Origin of the sequence: Alkalidesulfovibrio alkalitolerans DSM 16529, assembly GCF_000422245.1 — a bacterium.
GTDB lineage: Bacteria > Desulfobacterota > Desulfovibrionia > Desulfovibrionales > Desulfovibrionaceae > Alkalidesulfovibrio > Alkalidesulfovibrio alkalitolerans.
Window position 1 is genome coordinate 113,747 of the sequence record NZ_ATHI01000026.1, and the last position, 21,271, is coordinate 135,017.

The 21,271-nt window shown below is 65.5% G+C and carries 21 protein-coding genes; 13 read left to right on the forward strand and 8 right to left on the reverse strand.

Going from position 1 to position 21,271, the window contains the following annotated elements; translation table 11 throughout:
* The 5 genes from DSAT_RS08050 to DSAT_RS08070 all read right to left on the reverse strand — a co-directional run bounded on the left by DSAT_RS08050 (window position 1) and on the right by DSAT_RS08070 (window position 4,190).
* Window positions 1-738, reverse strand: a complete 738-nt coding sequence (locus DSAT_RS08050; RefSeq protein ID WP_020886996.1) for an adenosylcobinamide-GDP ribazoletransferase — start codon at window positions 736-738, stop codon at window positions 1-3.
* On the reverse strand, window positions 735-1,178 hold the full coding sequence (locus tag DSAT_RS08055; RefSeq protein WP_020886997.1) for a hypothetical protein: 444 nt from the start codon (window positions 1,176-1,178) through the stop codon (window positions 735-737). The genes DSAT_RS08050 and DSAT_RS08055 overlap by 4 nt, the downstream gene beginning before the upstream one ends.
* On the reverse strand, window positions 1,175-2,032 hold the full coding sequence (locus tag DSAT_RS08060) for an SAM hydrolase/SAM-dependent halogenase family protein (RefSeq protein ID WP_020886998.1): 858 nt from the start codon (window positions 2,030-2,032) through the stop codon (window positions 1,175-1,177). The genes DSAT_RS08055 and DSAT_RS08060 overlap by 4 nt, the downstream gene beginning before the upstream one ends.
* Before the next feature lie 79 nt (window positions 2,033-2,111).
* Window positions 2,112-2,975, reverse strand: a complete 864-nt coding sequence (locus DSAT_RS08065; protein ID WP_020886999.1) for a YitT family protein — start codon at window positions 2,973-2,975, stop codon at window positions 2,112-2,114.
* A gap of 81 nt (window positions 2,976-3,056) precedes the next feature.
* A complete protein-coding gene (locus DSAT_RS08070; RefSeq protein WP_020887000.1) occupies window positions 3,057-4,190 on the reverse strand; it encodes a hybrid sensor histidine kinase/response regulator in 1,134 nt (377 codons plus the stop codon).
* A 325-nt stretch (window positions 4,191-4,515) separates the two neighbouring features.
* On the opposite strand from DSAT_RS08070, the gene DSAT_RS08075 reads away from it, so the two are divergent.
* On the forward strand, window positions 4,516-4,914 hold the full coding sequence (locus tag DSAT_RS08075) for a hypothetical protein (protein ID WP_020887001.1): 399 nt from the start codon (window positions 4,516-4,518) through the stop codon (window positions 4,912-4,914).
* A gap of 368 nt (window positions 4,915-5,282) precedes the next feature.
* On the opposite strand, the gene DSAT_RS08080 is transcribed toward DSAT_RS08075, so the two are convergent.
* Both DSAT_RS08080 and DSAT_RS08085 read right to left on the reverse strand, forming a co-directional pair.
* On the reverse strand, window positions 5,283-5,756 hold the full coding sequence (locus DSAT_RS08080; protein ID WP_020887002.1) for a universal stress protein: 474 nt from the start codon (window positions 5,754-5,756) through the stop codon (window positions 5,283-5,285).
* Window positions 5,757-5,759: 3 nt separating this feature from the next.
* Complete coding sequence (locus DSAT_RS08085) at window positions 5,760-6,746, reverse strand: protein kinase family protein (RefSeq protein ID WP_020887003.1); 987 nt, start codon at window positions 6,744-6,746, stop codon at window positions 5,760-5,762.
* 211 nt (window positions 6,747-6,957) lie between these two features.
* Here DSAT_RS08085 and DSAT_RS08090 point away from each other — a divergent pair, with 211 nt between their 5' ends.
* The 7 genes from DSAT_RS08090 to hisG all read left to right on the forward strand — a co-directional run bounded on the left by DSAT_RS08090 (window position 6,958) and on the right by hisG (window position 15,295).
* The gene (locus DSAT_RS08090) at window positions 6,958-7,524 is read left to right on the forward strand and encodes a helix-turn-helix domain-containing protein (protein ID WP_020887004.1); all 567 of its coding nucleotides are present in this window, start codon (window positions 6,958-6,960) and stop codon (window positions 7,522-7,524) included.
* Between the two features lie 3 nt (window positions 7,525-7,527).
* Window positions 7,528-9,189, forward strand: coding sequence for an AMP-binding protein (locus tag DSAT_RS08095; RefSeq protein ID WP_020887005.1), 1,662 nt, complete (start codon window positions 7,528-7,530; stop codon window positions 9,187-9,189).
* A 231-nt stretch (window positions 9,190-9,420) separates the two neighbouring features.
* Complete coding sequence (locus DSAT_RS08100) at window positions 9,421-11,595, forward strand: methyl-accepting chemotaxis protein (protein ID WP_020887006.1); 2,175 nt, start codon at window positions 9,421-9,423, stop codon at window positions 11,593-11,595.
* Between the two features lie 152 nt (window positions 11,596-11,747).
* Window positions 11,748-12,299, forward strand: coding sequence for a helix-turn-helix domain-containing protein (locus tag DSAT_RS08105; RefSeq protein ID WP_020887007.1), 552 nt, complete (start codon window positions 11,748-11,750; stop codon window positions 12,297-12,299).
* Between the two features lie 9 nt (window positions 12,300-12,308).
* Window positions 12,309-13,958, forward strand: a complete 1,650-nt coding sequence (locus DSAT_RS08110; protein WP_020887008.1) for an AMP-binding protein — start codon at window positions 12,309-12,311, stop codon at window positions 13,956-13,958.
* A gap of 84 nt (window positions 13,959-14,042) precedes the next feature.
* On the forward strand, window positions 14,043-14,417 hold the full coding sequence (gene hisI, locus DSAT_RS08115) for a phosphoribosyl-AMP cyclohydrolase (protein WP_020887009.1): 375 nt from the start codon (window positions 14,043-14,045) through the stop codon (window positions 14,415-14,417).
* Entirely contained in the window at window positions 14,417-15,295 is an 879-nt protein-coding gene (gene hisG, locus DSAT_RS08120) for an ATP phosphoribosyltransferase (protein ID WP_020887010.1), read from the forward strand. Before hisI ends, hisG begins: the two co-directional genes overlap by 1 nt.
* A gap of 497 nt (window positions 15,296-15,792) precedes the next feature.
* Here hisG and DSAT_RS08125 read toward each other — a convergent pair whose 3' ends face one another.
* Window positions 15,793-16,410 (reverse strand): VOC family protein, encoded by a 618-nt coding sequence (locus tag DSAT_RS08125; protein WP_020887011.1) that lies wholly within the window; start codon window positions 16,408-16,410, stop codon window positions 15,793-15,795.
* A gap of 429 nt (window positions 16,411-16,839) precedes the next feature.
* Here DSAT_RS08125 and DSAT_RS08130 point away from each other — a divergent pair, with 429 nt between their 5' ends.
* From DSAT_RS08130 to dsrO, 5 genes are read left to right on the forward strand one after another with little or no spacing between them, the layout of a single operon-like run.
* Window positions 16,840-17,427 carry an RsbRD N-terminal domain-containing protein gene (locus DSAT_RS08130; RefSeq protein WP_020887012.1) on the forward strand — a complete coding sequence of 196 codons (588 nt, stop codon included), beginning with the start codon at window positions 16,840-16,842 and terminating at the stop codon, window positions 17,425-17,427.
* A 7-nt stretch (window positions 17,428-17,434) separates the two neighbouring features.
* Window positions 17,435-18,463, forward strand: coding sequence for a sulfate reduction electron transfer complex DsrMKJOP subunit DsrM (gene dsrM / locus DSAT_RS08135; RefSeq protein ID WP_020887013.1), 1,029 nt, complete (start codon window positions 17,435-17,437; stop codon window positions 18,461-18,463).
* Window positions 18,464-18,478: 15 nt separating this feature from the next.
* The gene (dsrK, locus tag DSAT_RS08140; RefSeq protein WP_020887014.1) at window positions 18,479-20,086 is read left to right on the forward strand and encodes a sulfate reduction electron transfer complex DsrMKJOP subunit DsrK; all 1,608 of its coding nucleotides are present in this window, start codon (window positions 18,479-18,481) and stop codon (window positions 20,084-20,086) included.
* Window positions 20,087-20,089: 3 nt separating this feature from the next.
* Window positions 20,090-20,482 carry a sulfate reduction electron transfer complex DsrMKJOP subunit DsrJ gene (dsrJ, locus tag DSAT_RS08145; RefSeq protein WP_020887015.1) on the forward strand — a complete coding sequence of 131 codons (393 nt, stop codon included), beginning with the start codon at window positions 20,090-20,092 and terminating at the stop codon, window positions 20,480-20,482.
* A 2-nt stretch (window positions 20,483-20,484) separates the two neighbouring features.
* The gene (gene dsrO, locus DSAT_RS08150) at window positions 20,485-21,264 is read left to right on the forward strand and encodes a sulfate reduction electron transfer complex DsrMKJOP subunit DsrO (RefSeq protein WP_020887016.1); all 780 of its coding nucleotides are present in this window, start codon (window positions 20,485-20,487) and stop codon (window positions 21,262-21,264) included.
* Window positions 21,265-21,271: the final 7 nt, after the last annotated feature.

The window sequence follows — 21,271 nt, forward strand, 5'->3', positions numbered from 1 at the left end:
TCAGGTTGTGAGGCAGTAGCCGAGCCAGAGCGCGGTTTCCGAAAGGATGATGGCCGCGCCCAGGAAATCCCCGTTCAGCGCGCCTTGAACGCGCGCCAGGGCGTAAAGCCCGGCCGTGCAGACGGCCGCAAGCGCGATCCCGGCGAACAGCGCGGGCGCGGGGCAAAGGACGAGCCCGGCAGCCAGGGTGCAAAGCCCCGCAAACCACAGCGCCCCAGGGGTCGCGCCTGACAAAGCCAGCGCGCCCAGTCCCGGCCGCGCCAGGGCTTTTCCCCGCCAGGCCAGGGCCACGGCCGCGAAACGGCCGAGCACGAAGCCGAAGACCGCGACCCCGAAGGCGTTTTCCGCCAGCACCTCGGCCAGAAGAGCGCTCTGGGTGGCAAAGGCGGCCACGCAGCCAAGAACCCCGAAGGCCCCGACCCGGCTGTCCTTCATGATCGCGAAAAAGCGCTCGCCGCGTGCGCCCGAGCCCCAGGCGTCGGCGAGGTCCATCAATCCGTCCCAGTGCAGCCCGCGCGTGAGCACGGCGGAGAGGATCACGACCGCGATCCCCTGCGGCAGGGGGCGGCCGTGCAACAGTCCGAGCCAGACCGGGACTGTGGCCGCAAGGCCGATGACCAACCCGGCCAGGGGATAGGCGCGAAGGCTCCTGGCCATGACCTCGGGCGTCTCGGTCCGGGCCGGGCTCAGACGCGAGAGGAAGGACAGGGCGACGCGCAGGTCGCGGACAAGGCTCATTTGCGGCCCGAGGCCTTCTTCTTGCGTGGCGCGCGGCGCGCGGCGGGTTTGGCGGGCGCGGCCACGGGCCCGGCGAAGAGCGGGCCGAAGAGCAGCGCCAGGGGCACGAGCGGCCAGAGCCTGCCCTCGCTCAGGTTCCAATCGGCCATGAGTTGCTCCCAGGTCATGCCCAGGGCGCGCCCCAGGGCGAATTCGGCCAGCACCGTGGCCACGCACAGGCAAAGACCGAGCGCCAGGCGCGAGCCGAAGTCGGCCAGACCCAGCATGCGGGTGAAGCCGCGTGCAAGCACGAAAAAGAGCGCGGCCAGGAAGACTGTGTGGGCCAAAAGGGCCGTGGCCTCGCCGAACATCTCGGCGGTCACCATCTGCCTGGCCACGCCGTTGAGGACGGCCAGGACGAAGAGCAGGCACCAGAAAATCGCGGCTTTGAGGGCTATCATATCGTGTCTCCAGGAATTTTTCGGGCCGTAGGCAGGCCTTGGGACTCGGCCTGGACGATACGCGCGAGGCTGCCAGGGGAAAGCCCCAGCCGGGCCCTGGCCGAGCCGCGGTTGACGGCCAGTTCCAGAAAGCCTTGGCTGCCTGGCAGAAGGCCGACGCATCCCCCCGGCAGAACGCCGTAGGTTTCGCAGGCGATCAAGGGTTCGTGGCGCGGATGGGCCAGGGCCAGACCGTCGCGGCCGCGAAGCTTGGGCCACCATGTATCGATGTCCAGGTTCAGGGTGCAATTGCCGAAACGGTCGGCGTGCAGCACGTGGGCCACGATGCCGCCGGGGGCCTCGCGCGGAACGGACCATTGGGCGCGCAAAAGCCCCTCGTGGCGTATGTGGTCGGCCAGGGTTTCGGGAGCCTCGCCCAGGGCGAGACGCGCGGCCACCGGGGCGAAAACGTCGCGGCCGTGGAAGGTCTGTGAGGAGCCCTGGGCCTTGCCGGTGATGAGATATGCCTCGGTGTCCGGCGCGTCGTGGGCCAGAACGAGGGTCAACAGGCCGTTGTCCGGCCCCACGAACCAGCGCTTTTCCGCGCGCACGGCCACGGCGCGGCGCGGCGTGCCCACGCCTGGGTCCACGATACCCATAAACACGCTGCGCTCCGGGAAATGCCGCCAGCTTGCGGCCAGGAAGTATGCTCCCTGCACGATGTTGTAGGGCGCGACCTCGTGGCTCAGGTCGATTACGCAGAGGTCCGGCGAGACGCGCGCGAGCGCCCCCTTCATCTGGCCCACATACTGGTCGGCCAGGCCGAAGTCCGTGAGCAGGACGACGAGACCCCGGCCGGCGTGCTGGGCGCTCACGGGGCGGATCTCCAGAAGGTGTCGCGGCCGGACGCGGCGTACGCCGTCAAGGCCGGGATACGTAGTATGGTCGCCATGGCTAGTATTTCTTGCGCTCGGAGAAACCCTGGTCGAGGACGTTCAGGGTGCTCTCCACGATGGTGAAGGCGTTCGGGTCCGTGGTGAAAACCAACTCTTCGAGGCGTTTGACCTGGACGTTGTTGACCACGGTCATGACCACTTCGCGCTCCTTGCCGGTGTAAGCTCCCCGACCGTGCAGGAATGTGCAGCCCCGGCGCATCTCGTTCAGGATGCGGCGCGCGATATCCTCGGGCTTGTCCGAGATGATGAGCACGAGCCTGCGTTGGTTGAACATGCCCAGGAAGTATTCCATGACCCAGGCTGCCACGAAGACCATGGCCAGGGAATAGAGCACCTCGTCCAGGCTGAAGAGGGCCAGGCCCAGGCAGAAGACCGTGAAGTTGAAAGCGAAATTGGTCTGGCCGGGGCGGACGTTGTAGCGCTGGGAGAGGATGATGGCCAGGATGTCCGTGCCGCCGAGGCTGCCCAGCGAGCGCAGGGCGATGCCCGTGCCCGCGCCCATGATGGAGCCCGCCGCGAGCACGGCCAGCCCCTTGTTCTCTACGGCCACGGTCCAGGGCATGATCTCGATGAGCAGCGAGAGGCAGAGCATGCCGAAGAGGCTGTAGAGGAAGAAGCGGCGGCTGACCATGAGCCAGGCCATGACGAAGATCGGGGCGTTGATGATCAAAAGCCACACGCTGACCGGAAAGATGCCGAGCCAGTAGGAGACGAGCAGTGAAAGGCCCGCCACGCCTCCGGAGAAGAATTGGTGCGGGATGACGATGGCCTTGAAGGCCCAGGCCCAAAGGCTGGCCCCCACGACCATCAGCAGCAGGTTCCACCAGATGGAGTAGGTGAAGGCGTACGGCTTTTTCTGCATGCCCAAGGCTCCTACAGGGAAACGGTGCGTCAGCCAAGCCTTGGCCGGGCCTTGGTCAGGACACGGCCAACCGCAGGGCGCTCATCGCGCCGTATCGGAGTCGGCGGCGGTCTGGCCGGACGCGGCGCGAAGGCCGAGGAAGAAGACGCTGCCCCGGCCGGGCGAGGACTCCAGGCTCAGCCGGGCGTTCATGCGGGCGGCCAAGCTGCGGGCGATGAACAACCCCACGCCCGCGCCGGGCGTCGCGTCCGCCGGGGAGAGCTTTTCGAAGCGGCCAAAAACGCGCTCTTGGTCCCTGGGGTCGATGCCCGGCCCCTGGTCGCGCACCGAGACCACGACCTCCCCCTCTTCGCTGGCCGCGCGGACCTCCACCAGCCCCGAAGGAGTGAAGGCCACCGCGTTGTCCACGAGCTTGCGCAGGATGTCGGCCAGTTTCATGGGCTCGGCCATGACCTCGGGCAGAAGGTCGGGTACGAGCCAGCGAAGCTCCAGGCCCTTGGCCAGGGCCTTGGCTTCGGCTTCGGGACGCACGGCGGCCAGCGCCTCGCGCAGGTTGACCCGAAAGAGCGGCAGGGGCGGCAGACCATCCTGGGCGGCGAGTTCTATCAGGTCGTCCACCACCTTGGCCACGTCCATGATACGCACGCACAGGCTGCCCACGGCGTCGGGATCGGGCGGGACGCCGCGTCGCGCCGCCTCGGCCAGCCGGGTCGCCCCATTCACGGCGGCCTGCATGGGGTCGCCGAGTTCGCGGGCCATGAACGAAAGGAAGACGTCCTTGAGTCGGTCCGACTCCTCGGCGGCCTCGCGCCGCACGGCCTCCGCGCGGCTGCTGTCCTCGATGCGCCGCGTGGCCATGGCGCGCTCGATGCGCAGGTGCAGGATGTCGAAATCCGTGACCGGTTTCTCCACGAAATCGGCGCCTCCGACTTTCATGAACTCCACGGCCAGATGCGTGCTGCCCTGGCCGGTGATCATCACCGTCGGGGGGCAGGCGTCGCCGAGGGTCGCTCGCATGGCCGCGAAGCACTCCAGGCCGCTTTGTCCGGGTAGCATGTAGTCCAGGAGCACGATGTCGGGAGGGTTGCCGCGCACCGCCTCCAGGGCGTCGCGGCAGTCCTGGGCCTCGATGACTTCGTGGCCCTTCCGGGTCAAGTTGCGTTGGCAGATCGAGCGGACGTAGGGGTCGTCGTCTACCACGAGGATGCGGGCCATGCGTGTTCTCCCTGGTCTGGGGCGGTTTGCGGTCTGGCCTCGGACGTCTGCGCGCGTGGTCGGGCGTGGCGATTCAATCGACCATACGGCAGCAGGGCATATGGTGCAATGCATTCTCTAGAGGCGAGGCAATGTTGGCCGCGCAGCAGGACGGGAGGATAAAATTGGCGACGTACAGGCTGCCGAAAAAAGGCAGCAAGCCCATCGTCGCCATTATGGTGTCTCGCGCCGACGTCAAAGCCGTGCTATGGGGTATCCACGGTCCGTGCGCCATGGGGCGCGCGACGCCGCAACGACGACAGCCAAACGGCAGGGGACAAACCGCATGCTGGCGAGAACCATCCTTTCGACGCTGCTTGCGTTCGCGCTTTTGGGTTGCGCGGCGCACAGGCAGGATCAGGACGTGGAGCGCGAGATCGAGGAGCTTCGGGCCGCGCAGGAGACCATGGCCGCGCAACTGGCCGGGCTGGACGAGCGCTCCGCCCGCTCCGAGGCGCGCATCGCGGCCGAGGTGGAGGCGCTGCGCGAACAGATGGCCGAGTTGGCCGGGCTGCTGCGCAAGGCCCTGGAGGGCTTCACGGCCGAGGCCAAGGGCGACGCCGAGCGGATCGGCAGGCAGGCGCGGGAGAGCGCCCTGAAGAACCTGGAGGAATTGCTCAAGGCCTCCACCAAGCTCCTCGAACGGCTGAACCGTGAGTTGGAAGGTTCACTGGCCGAACCCTAGCAGACTGTTGAAAAATCACCATCTGCTGCGTTGCCGCGAAAAATTCAGTCCCTCGCGTATTGGCAATACGCGTCGGGCCTGAATTTCTCTTGCGCCTTGCATCTGGTGCTTTTTGAACAGTCTGCAGCGCAGTCGTTGACAGCATTTTTTTGACAGGCCCAGACTGTTTCGAAAAACACCCTTTGCCGCACGCAGTGGAGACGTTTTTTTCAGCCTCCTGAAACAGAATCCCACCCAGCAGGCCGCTCAAAAGGCGTTGGATGCAAGACGCAAGAAAGCGCCGGGCCCGACGCGTATAATGATATACGCGAGGGGTCGGCGCTTTCGCGGCAACGCAGCAGACGGCGTCTTTTCAGCGGCCTGCCCACTCAGGTTACGACCCAGACAGCACAATCCTTGGCATGGTGGACCACCCGCTTGGACACGCTGCCCAAAAGAAGCTCCTCGCGCGCGTTCTTGCCCTGGCGGCCGAGCACCAGGATGCTCGCGCCCAGGCGCTCGCGCTCGGCCAGGATGCAGGCCGAGATGGACGGGCAGTCCATCTCCTTGACCAGCACGGTGACGTTTTCGGCCGGATGGCCGGTCTCCACCAGGAAGTCCCGGTATTCGTCGAGGTATGTCTGGGCCTCCTTGCGCTGCTCGGCCATCCAGCCCAGGCGCTTGGCTGGCTGGCCGCCGAAGTAGTCTGGATCGGGCTCCGCGATGACGTGCAAAAGGGTGATTGTGAAGTCGCGGCAGCCAAAGAGCACGCCCGCCACGTGGCCCACGGCCCGGCGCGAGTTGTCCGAGCCGTCCAGGGCGCACAGGACGTGCCGGTTGAAGGTCTCGTAGGTCGTACGCATGCGTCACCTCCCAAGGTCCGCGCGCGCCGCTTCGAGATCGTCGAGCATCTGCCCGGCGTGTTCGTAAGTCAGCGTGGCGCGGTTGGAGAACTGGTCCAGGATGCGGCTCAGCGAATCCGGGATGTAGGGGAAGACCTTGACCAGATTGGCCACCCTGTTTTGCCAGACCAGGGAGATGTCCTCCCAGTACAGCCGCTCGAAGGCCTCGGGATCGTCCCGCTTGAGGCGGGAGACGATGACGTCGCCCTTGCCAGCCAGGAAGATCAGGGTGTTGCCCAGACCGAAGACGTCCAGGCTGTAGATGTTTTCACCGTGCATGAAGTTGTAGTCGAAGTCGATCCAGCGGAAGCGGCCCGTGACTGAATCCACGAAGATGTGGTCGCGGCGCACGTCGCCGTGCTTCTCTTTGTGCTCGTGCAGCAGCGCCATGGCCCGCGTGGCCTCGACGAAACCGTCGAAAAAGGCCGGAAAATGGTCGTGGAAATAGGTCTCGTGGTCGCAGTCCAGGTCCAGCACCCGGTCGGGCAGGGCCTTGCCGGGCACTATTTCGAGGATTCTGACCACGTTGCCCGCCGTATCTGGCAGGGAGATGCCGTGCATGAAGTTGGGATGGTCGCGCACGAGATCAAGGATGCGGGCCTCCTTGCCGGGGCTGCGGAAGCACTCGAACTTGATGCCGCCCACGGTGGCGTCGAAGGTCTCGTAAAAGGCCAGCTTGACGATGCGGCGCTCGCCCGTGACCAGGTCCGTGGCCCGCTTGACCCAGTACTTGACCTCGTCGTCCAGGCCGAAGCGGCCCTCGCGGGTGTTGTTGCCCATGAGCAGGCGGTGTTCGCCCTCGCCGAGCACAACCACGTCGCCAGCGTTGATGTCGTAGAAGTTCGAGGTGTCCGCGAAGATGCGCGTCTTCGCTGCGTCGCGGCCGGGAAAATGCCGGGCCATGTCGGCCAGCACGAGCTGGCGCAGGTCGTCGGGCGTGGTGTCGTCCATGCTGCATAGTTCCAGCAGCCGGGGCGCGTGTCAATGGCGCGCGTGCGTTTTCGTTTCGCGAACGATGTTCAGTTCCAAGCCGCTGGAAAAGCCGCACAATCCTTGCCAGATAAGGTTTTCTGGGCCGGGCGGCGGGGCTTGGCCTTTGTCGCGCGGTGGTGTATGAGCCCGGCGTTTGCCGGATCGACACCAAACAGCCAAGGAGCGAACCGTGGATCAGTCCAAACTGGGACCGCGCGTCAAGATGTTCCGCGAGCGCGCGGGGCTTTCGCGCGCCGAACTGGCCGAGAAGGCCGGTCTCGCCGAGACGTTCGTGACCGCGCTCGAAGAGCGCGACATCTATCCTTCCCTGACGCCCCTCCTGAAGCTCGCCAGGGCGCTTGGCGTGCGCATGGGCACCTTCCTCGACGACGTGCAGACCGCTGATCCGCTCATCGTGCGCTGCGGCGAGCGGCGGCCCGAACTCGTCACCCACACCGGCGGCGCGGCCCGCGAGGCCCTGAAATTCTATTCCCTGGGCCGGGGCAAGAGCGATCGCCACATGGAGCCCTTCTTCATCGAGTTGAACCCCGACGACGGCAGGCACGAGCATTCCTCGCACCAGGGCGAGGAGTTCATCGTGGTGGTCTCGGGCCGCGTGGTGCTGGAGCACGGCAACGAGCGTCACGTGCTCGACACGGGCGACAGCCTCTACTTCAACTCCATCGTGCCCCATTATATCGGGGCCGCGGACGGCAAGCCGGCCAGCATCTACGCCGTGCTCTACTTCCCGGAGTAGGCCATGGACCACAACGCCCGTCCGCCAGTGCGCGACATCACCCTGGGCCAGCTCCTCGACGAGACCGTGGCCCGCTTCCCCGACAACGAGGCCGTGGTCTACGTGGACCGCGACTTCCGCCTGACCTGGCGCGAATTCGCGGCCCTGGTGGACCGTCTGGCCAAGGGCCTGATGGCCCTGGGCGTTCAACGCGGCGAGAAGGTCGCCGTGTGGGCCACCAACGTGCCCTACTGGGTGGCGCTGCAGTTCGCCACGGCCAGGATCGGCGCGGTGCTGCTCACGGTGAACACCAGCTACAAGCGCGAGGAACTGAAGTACCTGCTTTCGCAAAGCGAGTGCGAGAACCTGTTCGTGATCGATGGCTTTCGCGACACGGACTACGTGCAGGTCGTGAACGAGCTTGTGCCCGAGCTTCGCACCTGCGAGCGCGGCAGGCTGAGGAGCGCGGCCTTCCCGCACCTGCGGCGCGTCTTCTTCCTGGGACAGGAAAAGCACCGGGGCATGTACTCCGTGCCTGAACTGCTCTCCCTGGCCTGCATGACCACGGACGAGGACTACGCGGCGCGCCAGGCCGATCTCGACCCGCACGACGTGGTCAACATGCAGTACACCTCCGGGACCACGGGCTTTCCCAAAGGCGTGATGCTGACGCACGCGAGCATCGGCAACAACGGCTACTGGATCGGGGCCAACCAACGCTTCACGGAGAAGGACCGGGTCTGCATCCCGGTACCGCTCTTCCACTGTTTCGGCTGCGTGCTCGGCGTGCTGGCCTGCGTGAACCACGGGGCCTGCATGGTCATCTTGGAGACCTTCAAGCCGCTGGACGTGATGGCCGCCGTGGACCAGGAGAAGTGCACGGCGCTGTACGGCGTGCCGACCATGTTCATCGCGGTGCTGGAGCACAAGCTTTTCGAGCGCTTCGACTATTCGAGCCTGCGCACCGGCATCATGGCCGGATCGCCCTGCCCGGTGCCGATTATGAAGAAGGTCATGGAAGTCATGAACATGCGCGAGATCACCATCTGCTACGGGCTCACCGAGTCCTCGCCGGTGATGACCCAGACGCGCGTGGACGACGACATCCGCCGTCGCACCGAGAGCGTGGGTCGGGCCATGCCCGCCGTGGAGGTGCGCGTCGTGGACCCCGAGACGGGCGAGGTCTGCCCGCCGGGCGTGCAGGGCGAGGTCTGCTGCCGGGGCTACAACGTCATGAAGGGCTATTACAACCGGCCCGAGGCCACGGCCGAGGCCATCGACAAGGATGGCTGGCTGCACTCCGGCGACCTCGGCGTCATGGACGAGGACGGCTATCTGGCCATTACCGGGCGGCTGAAGGACATGATCATCCGGGGCGGCGAGAACATCTACCCGCGCGAGGTGGAAGAGTTCCTCTACACCCTGCCCGGCGTCTCGGACGTGCAGGTGGTGGGCGTGCAAAGCCGCAAGTACGGCGAGGAAGTGGCCGCCTTCGTCATCCAAAAGCCCGGCGTCGACCTTGCGCCCGAGGACGTGCGCGACGCCTGCCGCGGCAACATCGCCTGGCATAAGATTCCCAAATTCGTGGCCTTCGTGGAGGGCTACCCCATGACGGCCAGCGGCAAGGTCCAGAAGTACAAGCTCAGGGAAATGGCCGTCGAGTTGTTCCCCGAGACCATGCAGTAGCGCTTGGGCGGGAGGCCGCGTGGTCTCCCGCCTTTTTCTGCCGCGCGGCTATCATCATGCGGCCGTGATCGGCATGCGCCATGTCATGACCTTGTAATGATTTCGGAGTTAGCTACTCCGAAACAGCCGTGCCGACCCACGTTATATCAATTTACAGCCGACGATTATATCGGTAACGCCTGCCGGATACGTGCAAGGCTGCTCTGGCCTGTTCACTTTTCAGGGGGTATCATGCGAAATTCTTTGCGAATCAAGATGATCGTCTTTTGTCTGCTCATCGGCATCACGCCGTTTCTGGCCATGACCGCATACTCCGTGCGCGTGGCCTCGGACACCATCCATAACATGGCTTTCAGCCAACTCGAAGCCATCCGCGACGTGAAGAAACACGCCGTACAGGAGATCACCGGTCGCTGGTTTTCGGACCTTGCCACGCTCGCGGGGGACGCGGCCGCGCCCAAGGCGTTCGAACGCCTGACGCTCCATGCCCTTCTCGAATCTCCGGGCAAAGGCAGGCGCATGGACGTGAATGCCACGAGCTATCAATTGCTGCACGCCGAGATCGACGCGCAGTTCCACAACTACGTCACCGAACTCGGCTATTACGACGTCTTCCTCATCGGCCCGGACGGGCGGGTGCTCTACACCAATACCTGGGAGGACGACATCGGCGAGGACCTCGGCGCCGGTTCCCTGGCCGGCAGCGGCCTGGCCCAGGCCTGGCGTGAGGCCATGCAGGGCCACACCGCCTTCGTGGACTTTCGGCCCTACGCCCCGTCCAACGGCGAGCCCGCGGCCTTCATGGCCGCGCCGGTACTGGACGGCCGCCGCGTGGTGGGCGTGGTAGCCCTGCAGTCCTCGCTTGCGAGTCTCAACGTGCTGCTCACGCAGCGCAGCGGCATGGGCGAGACCGGCGAGACCTACCTCGTGGGGCCGGACAAGCTCATGCGCTCGGATTCCTTCCTCGATCCGCAAAACCGCACCGTGACGGCCTCCTTCGCCGATCCCTCGCGCGGCAGCGTGGACACCGAGTCCTCCCGCGCCGCCCTCTCGGGCCGCACGGGCAGCGGCATCGTTCTCGACTACAACGGCACGCCCGTGCTCTCGGCCTATGCGCCGGTGGAGGTCGGGACGGTGCGCTGGGCGCTCGTGGCCGAGATCGACGAGGCCGAGGCCTTCGCGCCGGTGAACGGGCTCGTGCGCTCCACGGTGTTCGCGGGACTGGGGATCGCCGCCGTGGTCGCGCTTGTGACCCTGGTGTTCCTGCGCCGCGAACTGCTGCGGCCCATCGAGGCGCTCATGAGCTTTGCCGGGTGCGTGGCCGGGGGCGATCTCGCGGCCAAGTGCTCGGGACGCTTCAGCGGCGAACTCGCCGCCCTGCGCGGCAGCATCGACACCATGGTCGCGAGCCTGCGTGAGAAGATGGACGAGGCCCAGGCCAAGAGCCGCGAGGCAGAGGCGCAAAGCGCCAAGGCCAACGCGGCCCTGGAGGAGAGCCGCAGGCAGGAGAAGGTCGTGGCCGAACTCCTGGAGCGCATGCGCGGCGCGGCAGACCAGGCCGCCGGGATCGCCGAGCGGGTCTCCTCGGCCTCGGCCGAGCTGTCCGCCCAGGTGTCCCAGATCGAGGCCTCGGCCTCGGTGCAGCGCGACAGGGTGGCGGAGACCGCCACGGCCATGGAGCAGATGAGCGTTTCGGTCATCGAAGTGGCGCGAAACGCCGCTGCTTCCTCGACCCTGGCCGAAAACGCGCGCTCCGAGGCCAAGGGCGGCGAGCGGGTGGTGGGCGAAGCCCTCGCCGCCATCGGCGCGGTGCGCGCCACAGCAGCCGACCTGGAGCGGCACATGAGCGAGCTCGGACGCCTCGCCACGTCCATCGATCAGGTCATGACCGTGATCAGTGACATCGCGGACCAGACGAACCTTTTGGCGCTCAACGCCGCCATCGAGGCCGCGCGCGCGGGCGACGCGGGCCGGGGTTTCGCCGTGGTTGCGGACGAAGTGCGAAAGCTCGCCGAGAAGACCATGGGCGCGACCCGCGAGGTGGGCGAGACCATCGACGCCATCCAGGGCGCGGCCCAGCGGAACATGGCCTCCATGGGCCAGGCGCTCGACGCCATCAAGAGCGCCGAGAAGCTGGCCGACGAGTCGGGCGGGGCGCTTGGCCGCATCGTCACCCTGGTGGACGAGAGCACGCAGCAGGCCCAGGGCATCGCCACGGCCGCAGAGGAGCAGTCCGCTGCCTCGGAGCAGATCAGCGGTTCGGTGGACGAGATCAGGCGCATGATCGCCGAGATCGCCGACAGCATCCGCGAATCGTCCGCCGCCGTGCACGAAGTCAGCCAGATGGCCGCCGACCTGAACCGGGTCATCTCCGACCTGAACGAGGCCGGACGGGACGCAGCCTAGCGGTCTGAACCGCGTTTATCGGACCGCGCGCTCCCCTTGCCCTTGGACGCCTGGGGGGGTATATCCCCCAAGCGCCGACGGGCCGGGAGCGCGCGGTCCCGCGCTTTTCCCGGAAAGCCGTGCAGGCGCGCAAGGAATCGAAAGGAGTCCCCATGGACAAGGCATACAAAGAGATTGCCCCCAGACTGCGAGCCCTGCGCGAGGCCGTGGGTATGAGCGTGGAGGAAATGGCCCGCGCCGCCGAGATCGACGCGGACGAGGTGCGCCGCTTCGAGTCCGGGCAGCACGAAATCCCGGTCAGCTTCCTCTTCAAGGCCGCCAAGGCCTGCGGCGTGGACACAACGGAACTCATTTCCGGCGCGGGCGCGCACCTGCGCTCCTACTCGGTGGTCAGGAAGGGCGAGGGGCTCGCGGTGGAGCGCCGCGCCACCTACGACTACAAGTCCCTGGCCTATCGCTTCGCGGGCCGTAAGATGGAGCCCTTCCTCGTCACCGTGCCGCCCAAGGAGCCCGGCGAGCTCGACTTCAACGCCCATTCGGGCCAGGAGTTCATCCATGTGATGGAGGGCCGCCTGGAACTGACGCTGGGCGACTCCGTGCTCGTCCTCGAACCCGGCGACAGCCTCTATTTCGACTCCCACGTCCGCCACGCCCTGCGCGGCCTGGACGGCAAGCCCGCCCGCTTCATCGACGTTATCATCTAGGAGAGCAGCGTGACCGCCCGTTATTCCTTCGCCTCACACGAGGAGTTCCTTGCGGAATTCAGCCTGGAGATTCCGGAGAACTACAACTTCGCCTTCGATTTTCTCGACGCGATGGCCCGCATCGAGCCCGAGAAGATCGCCATGGTCCACGTGGACGACCAGGGCGCGCGCCGCGAGTACGACTTCGGCTACTTCGCCGCGCAGTCCGCGCGCCTGGCCAATGCCCTGGCCGCGCGCGGGCTTGCCAGGGGCGACCGGGTGATGCTCGTCCTGCACCGCCGCGTGGAGTTCTGGGTATCCATGCTCGCCCTGCACCGCCTGGGCGCGGTGGCCGTGCCCTCGCCCGCGCTGCTCACGGCCAAGGACATCCAGTTCCGCGTCAACCACGCCGCGATCAAGGCCTGCATCGTGGACCAGGGAGCGGCCGCGCGCGTAAACGAGGCGCGCGCCGCGTGCCCTACCCTTGCCCTGTGCGTCTGCGCGGCCGACGGACAGGCGGCGGCTCCCTTGGGCTGGCTGGACTACCATGCCTTGGCCGCGGCCGCTCCCGAGACGTTCCCTGTCCCGGCCGACAAGCCCGGCGGGGACGATCCCCTGCTGATCTTCTTCACCTCCGGCACCACGGGCATGCCCAAGATGGTGGTCCACACCCACCGCTATCCCCTGGGCCACTTCGTGACCGGCGTGTATTGGCACGACCTGCGCGAGACCGACCTGCACCTGACCCTGGCCGACACGGGCTGGGGCAAGGCCGTGTGGGGCAAGTTCTACGGCCAGTGGATGGCCGGGGCGGCCGTGTTCACCTGGGATTTCCGGGGCAAGTTCGAGCCAGCGCGGTTGCTCGAACTCCTGGCCGAGCACGAGGTGACCTCGTTTTGCGCGCCGCCCACGGTCTACCGCTTCCTGGTGCGCCAGGACCTCTCGCGCTATGACCTCTCGGCGCTTCGCCACTGCACCACGGCAGGCGAGCTGCTCAACGATTCCGTGTTCCACGCCTGGAAAGAGGCCACGGGCCTGCCCATCTTCGAGGGCTACGGCCAGACCGAGACCGTCTTGCAGATCGCCACCTTCCCCTTCATGACCCCGCGTCCGGGCTCCATCGGCAAGCCCGCGCCCGGCTGGGACATTGTGCTCCTGGACGAGACGGGCCGCCCCTGCCCGCCGGGCGAGGAAGGCGATATCTGCGTGCGCATCGACACGAAACGGCCCATCGGGCTCTTCACCGGCTACCTGGACGAGCCGGACAAGACCCGCAACGCCATGGACCACGCCTTCTACCGCACCGGCGACAAGGCGTGGATGGACGAGGAGGGCTATTACTGGTTCATGGGCCGTAACGACGACCTCATCAAGTCCTCGGGCTATCGCATTGGCCCCTTCGAGGTGGAATCGGCGCTGGTCAGCCATCCGGCCGTGGTCGAGGCGGCCGTGACCGGCGTGCCCGACTCCGAGCGCGGCCAGGCGGTCAAGGCCACGGTGGTCCTGGCCGCGGGCTTCGCGCCCTCCGACGAGCTGACGCGCGAGCTTCAGGCGCACGTCAAGACCGTCACCGCGCCCTACAAGTATCCGCGCGTCATCGAATACGTGGCCGAGCTGCCCAAGACCATCTCCGGCAAGATCAAGCGCGGCGAGATCCGGGAGCGCGACGCCGGAAGCTAGCGCACCGGCCGCCGTTTCCCCAGGTTGCAGGCGATTTCGAAAAACGCTATGCAACACGGCTTCACTCTTGGTACGGAGCATGCCATGAAACCTGATTTCGCCAAATGCGGGGGGCTTGTCCCCGCCATCGTGCAAAATGTCGAGGACGGCGAGGTGCTGATGCTCGCCTACATGAACGAGGAAGCCTGGGACAAGACCCTGGAGACGGGCGAGGCCCATTTCTACAGCCGCAGCCGCAACAAGCTGTGGCACAAGGGCGGAACCAGCGGCCACGTGCAGAAGGTGGAGAACATCCGCCTGGACTGCGACGCCGACACCGTGCTGCTCATCGTGGAGCAGGTGGGCGGCGCGGCCTGCCACGAGGGCTACACCTCGTGCTTCTATCGTGAAATCACCGGCTCGGGCGAGCCCGAGATCGTCTGCGAAAAAGTCTTCGACCCCAAGGAGGTCTACAAATAATGTCCACCGATCAGCTCAAGCTCGGCATTCCCAAGGGCTCCCTGCAGGACGCCACCATCAAGCTCTTCGCCAAGGCCGGATGGAAGATCAACCCGAGCCACCGCAACTATTTCCCCGAGATCAACGACCCGTCCATCTCCTGCGCCATGTGCCGCGCCCAGGAGATGTCGCGCTACGTGGCCGACGGCACCCTGGACGTGGGCCTGACCGGCAAGGACTGGATCATGGAGAACGACTCCGACGTGGTCGTGGTCTCCGACCTGGTCTACTCCAAGGTCTCCAACCGCCCGGCGCGCTGGGTGCTGGCCGTGGCCGGCGACTCGCCCTACAAGAAGCCCGAGGACCTGGCCGGCAAGAAGATCGCCACCGAACTCGTGGGCTACACCAAGCGCTGGTTCGCCGAGCGCGGCGTGCCCGTGGAAGTCGAGTACTCCTGGGGCGCCACCGAGGCCAAGGTGGTGCAGGGGCTTTGCGACGCCATCGTCGAGGTTACCGAGACCGGCACGACCATCAAGGCGCACGGCCTGCGCATCATCGAGGACGTGCTGATCACCAACACCCGCCTCATCGCCAACAAAAAGGCCTTCGAGAACCCGGTCAAGCGCAAGAAAATCGAGCAGATCAACATGCTGCTCACCGGCGCGCTGGAGGCCGAAAAGCTCGTGGGCCTGAAGATGAACGTGCCCGAGGACAAGGTGGAGGCCGTGATGAGCATTCTGCCCTCCATCACCGCGCCCACCGTGGCCCATCTCTACAAGTCGCCCTGGCTCTCCGTGGAGATCGTGGTCGCCGAGTCCACGGTGCGCGACCTGATCCCGAACCTGGTCGAGGCCGGGGCCAAGGGCATCATCGAATACGGCCTGAACAAGGTCATCTAACGCGTCAGGCCGCTGAAAAGGCGGCATCTGCGGCGTTGCTGCAAAAGCGCCGGACCCTCGCGTATGTCATTATACGCGTCGGCCCCGGCGCTTTCTTGCGCCTTGCATTTGCCACCTTTTGAGCGGCCTGCGAAGATGAAAAGGCGGCATCTGCGGCGTTGCTTCGAGCCGGTCAAACCCTTGCGTATGTCATTATACGCGTCGGTCTTGACCGGCTTTCGCGTCTCGCATCTGCCACCTTTTGAGCGACCTGCGTATCGAACTCAATTTGACAGGAGGAGGCGCTGCCTCCTCCTTGACCTCCTCCGCCAGGGGGGGCTGAGCCCCCTGGACCCCGCGATTCGCGTCGAAGCCACTTTGGCCGAGCCGACGCCAGTGCGGCGGCGATGCGCGCCCCGGAACCATGCTTTCCCGAAACCGTCGCAGACGGTTTCGGGAATCGCAGGGGGTTCGGGGGAGATCATCTCCCCCGACGGGGTGCGGGGCAGCGCCCCGTCTCAGACCGGGTGCGCGGGCGCGGCGTCGCCGCCGATGACGCCGACGATCTGTCGGCCCTCGCCGGGGTAAGCGGCGCGTTCGGAGCGCGGCGTGGCCTGGGCGGGTTCGGGCCAGTGGCCGGGCTGGGGGTCGTTGCCTTCGAGGGCGGCGGGGTGCGGGTCCTGGTCGGCCATGACCGGGTAGCGCCGCACGTCCACCTGGGGCACGGGAGCGGAGAATTCGATGGCGATGCCGTTGGGGTCGAAGGCGTAGATGGAGTGGATGAAGCCGTGGTCCACGACCTCGGAGACCCAGACGCCAGCGGCTTCGAGGCGATCCTTGAGATTCCACAGGTCGTCGTCGGAGGCCACGCCGAAGCTGACGTGGTCGAAGGCGGCGGGGCCGGTCACGGGCGCGCCGTGGTCCTTTTCGGGGATGGGCGTCACGCCGTCCCATTCGAAGAAGGCGATCATGTCCGTGGCCGAAATCTCGAAGAAGTAGTGGCGGTAGCCGGGGCGGCCCAGGCCAGCCACGAGGCGCATGCCAAGGAGATCGCGCCAGAATCGGATGGTGGATCCCATGTCGCCGGTGGCCATGGCGAGGTGGTTGATGCCGGTGTAGCGGACGGGTGCGGGCATGACGTGCTCCTTTTTTCTCACACTGGTGGGGTGTCGCCCCACGTGTCTCTTGGGTTCGGAATCGGATCGGCGATCGCTTTTTCGAGGCGTCCGATCCCGTCCCTGGGTCGGTGGCAGGGTATCATCGAAAGCCGCGTCCTGAAAGCATTGCCGGGCAGGCGCCGGGGCGATTCGCCTTGACGAAATGACGTTTTTGGACTAACGCCTCCATCGATCGACGGGCGTGGCGTCGTGTGGCGAGCGGTGGCGTATTCCCCTGGTGCTTTTTTGCACAAGCGGTTGACGGCTTTGCCGTACCCTCGTATCACACGGATACAAGTTCTTCACATTCTGCAACTCCTGGTCCCTGACCAGCGCATGACTGGCCGCGGAACCACGGCATCGACCGCTGGTTCGGCTGCCGGGCGACCGGCTTACACGGGGTGACGCATGACCTTGGCGCAACGCATCGCGAACGGGAAGGAGTCCCTGGTCGACCGCTGGTACGACCTGGTGCTGGCGACCTATCCGGGCGAGACCGCCAAGCTCTGGCGCAGGAACAGCGATCCTTTTACCAACCCCGTGGGGCAGACCACGCACCGCGCGCTGGCCGAACTCGTGGATCACCTCCTGGTCTGGAGCGACGCCCAGGCCATCTGCACGAGCCTGGACGAGGTCGTGAAAATCCGCGCGGTCCAGGACTTCACCCCGGCCAAGGCCATGGCCTTCATCTTTCTGCTCAAGAAAGCGCTGCGCGAGGTTTTCGCCAAGGACCTCGCCGGGGGCGGGCTCGACGCCGAACTGGCCGCCCTCGAAGCGCGCGTGGACAACATGGCCCTCATGGGCTTCGACGTCTATGTGCGCGAGCGCGAGAAGATATTTCGAATGCGGGTGGACGAGTTCAAGCGTACCCACCGCATGATTTTCAGGAAAACCGGCATCATGTGCGAAACGACGGATTCTCTCGTCCGGGGCGGGCCAGATGAGGCGGCCGACGCGGACGAAGACCTCGGGATCAAGAAACCGCAAGCGAGGTAGGGTGGACATGAACGCATTGTATGGGCTTTTTCTCGTCTGCGCGCTGGCGCTGGTCGCGCTGATGGGGGTCGGGGGAGCCGGGTTGACCGGGCTTTTCGGCATCGCCATCCCCTATGTGGCCGTGGCAGTCTTCATCGTGGGCTTCGCGATGAAGATATTCGACTGGGCCAAGTCCCCCGTGCCGTTCAGGATTCCGACCACGGCCGGCCAGCAGAAATCGCTGGATTGGATTCCCTACAACCGCTTTGACAACCCGGTCAACAACCGCGACACCGTGGTGCGTATGATCCTCGAAGTCGTGACCTTCCGGTCGCTCTTCAGGAATACCTCGGCGCATCTGGGCAAAAACCCCCAGGGCGGCCCGCAGGTGGCCTACTTTTCCGAGAAATGGCTGTGGCTCGCGGCCATCCTGTTCCACTACTCCTTCCTGACGATTCTCATCAGGCACATGCGATTCTTCACCGAGCCGGTGCCCTGGCTCTTCCAGAAGCTCGACTGGGCCGACTCGGTGCTGCAGATCGGCCAGCCCGCGCTCTACCAGACCGACCTGCTGATCATGGCCGGCCTGCTGTGGCTGCTCGCGCGCCGCATCTTCTACCCCCGCATCCGCTACCTTTCCAACGCGGCCGACTACTTCGCCCTGTTCCTGATCCTGGGCATCGTCATCTCCGGCATCTACATGCGCTACGTGGCCCATGTGGATATCGTGGCCATCAAGCAGTACTCCATGTCGCTGGTGATGTTCTCGCCGACCATTCCCGAGACCATCTCCCCGGCCTTCTTCGTTCACTTCTTCCTGGTCTGCGTGCTGCTGATCTACTTCCCCTTCTCCAAGCTGATGCACCTGGGCGGCGTCTTCCTCTCGCCCACGCGCAACCTGCCCAACGACACGCGCATCAACCACCACGAAAACCCGTGGAACCCGAAGATCAAGCCGCATTCCTACGAGGCGTACGAGGACGATTTCAGGGAGGCGATGGTCGAGGCCGGGCTTCCCGTGGTCAAACAGCCGGACGAAGCCGGCGCCGAGAAATAAGCGAAGGAGTTGGCCATGAGTCTGAAACCCGAAGAACTGCTCGCAAGCGTAGACTACGACAATCCACCCAAGACGGAGTGGATGGATACGCCCAACGACTTCAGCCCCGGGCGCTGGCCCTATCCGGCCAAGGTGGACCTGCACAAGGCCATGGGCTTCAAGCACGCCCACGAGTGGAGGCCCGACGAGGAAGACTGGCATCTGCCCGAGAACTGGAAGGACATCGTCCACCAGGGCTTCAAGGAGAGGCTGGACAAGTACCGCTCCTTCAAGGTCTTCATGGACATCTGCGTGCGCTGCGGCGCCTGCGCCGACAAGTGCCACTTCTACATCGGCGGCGGCGACCCCAAGAACATGCCCGTGCTGCGCGCCGAGCTGATGCGCTCGGTCTACCGCAAGGACTTCACCATGGCGGGCAAGATCATGGGCAAGCTCGCGGGCGCGCGGGTCATGGAGGAGGACGTTCTCAAGGAGTGGTTCCTCTACTTCTACCAGTGCACCGAGTGCCGCCGCTGCTCGCTGTTCTGCCCCTACGGCATCGACACCGCCGAGGTGACGATGATGGCCCGCGAATTGCTGCACGAGGTGGGCCTGGGCATCAACTGGATCATGGAGCCGGTGAGCAACTGTAACCGCACCGGCAACCACCTGGGCATCCAGCCGCACGCCTTCAAGGAAATCGTCGAGTTCATGTGCGACGACATCGAGGAGTACACCGGCGTGCGGATCAACCCGCCGCTGAACGAGCCGGGCCACGAGGTCCTGTTCATCACTCCCTCGGGCGACGCCTTCGCCGACCCCGGCATCTACACCTTCATGGGCTACCTCCTGCTCTTCGAGGCCATCGGGCTGGACTACACCCTGTCCACCTACGCCTCCGAGGGCGGCAACTTCGGCTTCTTCACCGGGGCCGACACCATGCAGAAGCTCAACGCCAAGATGTACGCCGAGGCCAAGCGCCTGGGCTCCAAGTGGATTTTAGGCGGCGAGTGCGGCCACATGTGGCGCGTGGTGAACCAGTACATGGACACCATGAACGGCTACCTGCAGGAAGGCTCGAATCTGACCACGCCGAGAAACCCCATCACCGGCACGGTCTTCGAGAACGCCCGGCAGACCAAGATGGTGCACATCGCCGAGTTCACCGCCGACCTCATCAAGCACGGCAAGCTCGATCTCTCGCCCGAACGCAACAACCACCTGCGCGTGACCTACCACGATTCCTGCAACCCTTCGCGTGGCATGGGTCTTCTGGATGAGCCGCGCTACGTCATCAAGAACGTCTGCAACAACTACTTCGAGATGCCGCCCCAGACCACGCGCGAGCAGACCTTCTGCTGCGGCGCGGGTTCGGGCCTGAACACCGAGGAAATCATGGACATCCGGCTGCGCGGAGGCCTGCCGCGCGGCAACGCGCTGAAGTATGTGCAGGACAAGCACGACGTGAACATGATGGCCTGCATCTGCGCCCTGGACCGCGCCACCCTGATCCCGGTGGCCGACTACTGGGCGCCCGGCGTGGCCATCACGGGCGTGCACGAGATGGTGGGCAACGCCCTGAACGTCAAGGGCCAGAAGAAGCGCGAAGTGAACCTTCGCGGCGAACCGCTCGAGGAGGTCTAACCCATGTACAACGGCGGAAAAATCCTCGCCGGGCTGATCGTCTTCCTGGCCCTGGTCACCTTCCCGTTCTGGAACAACTTCGGGGCCAAGACCTGGGAGCAGCCCGAGCTCGTCTATCCTCCCAAGGACGTCGCCACCCAGTGCATCGAGTCCAAGGAGTACATGCGCGAAAAGCACATGCAACTTCTCAACACGTGGCGCGACTCCGTGGTCCGCGATACAAACCGCATCTACGTGAGCAGCCTGGACCACAAGGAATACGACATGAGCCTGCAGAACACCTGCATGAAGTGTCACGACGACAAGGAAAAGTTCTGCGACCGGTGCCACACGACAGCGGCGGTGTCCCCCTACTGCTGGGACTGCCACATCGCGCCGAAGCCCAAGGGGAACTAGTCATGAACGAGACGAGACGCACCTTCCTCAAGTACGCAGGTCTGTCCCTGGCCGGGCTGGCCGCATTGCCCGCGGCTAACGCGGCCGCGGCCTACATCCCGCACACCGTGCACGAGAAGCCCAACCCCGACGCGCTCAAGGCCAAACGCTGGGGCATGGTCATCGACACTCGCAGGCTCAACACCGAGGCCGACTTCAAGCCGCTCATCGACGCCTGCCACAAGACCCACAACGTGCCCACCATCGAGGGGCCGCAGGAGGTCAAGTGGCTGTGGACCGACGACATGCACGCGGTCTTCCCCGAGCAGCACGGCGAGTTCCAGCACAAGGAGATCGAGCACAAGAACTTCCTGCTCCTGTGCAACCACTGCTACAACCCGCCCTGCGTGCGGGTCTGCCCCACCAAGGCGACCTTCAAGCTGAAGAGCGGCATCACCATGATGGACATGCACCGCTGCATCGGCTGCCGCTACTGCATGGCCGCCTGTCCCTACGGCGCGCGGTCCTTCAACTTCAAGGACCCCATGCCGCTGATTCCCGAAGAGGATCTGAACCCCGCCTATCCCGCCAGGACGCGCGGCGTGGTGGAGAAGTGCACCTTCTGCAACGACCGGCTGGAAAAGGGCATGCTGCCCGCCTGCGTGGAGGCCTCCAACGGGGCGCTGCTTTTCGGCGACCTGAGCGACCCCTCGTCGCCGGTGCGCAAGGCGCTCAAGGAGAACTACTCCATCGTCCGCAAACCGAACCTGGGCACGCAGCCCAGCGTCTATTACATCATCTAGGAGGGCG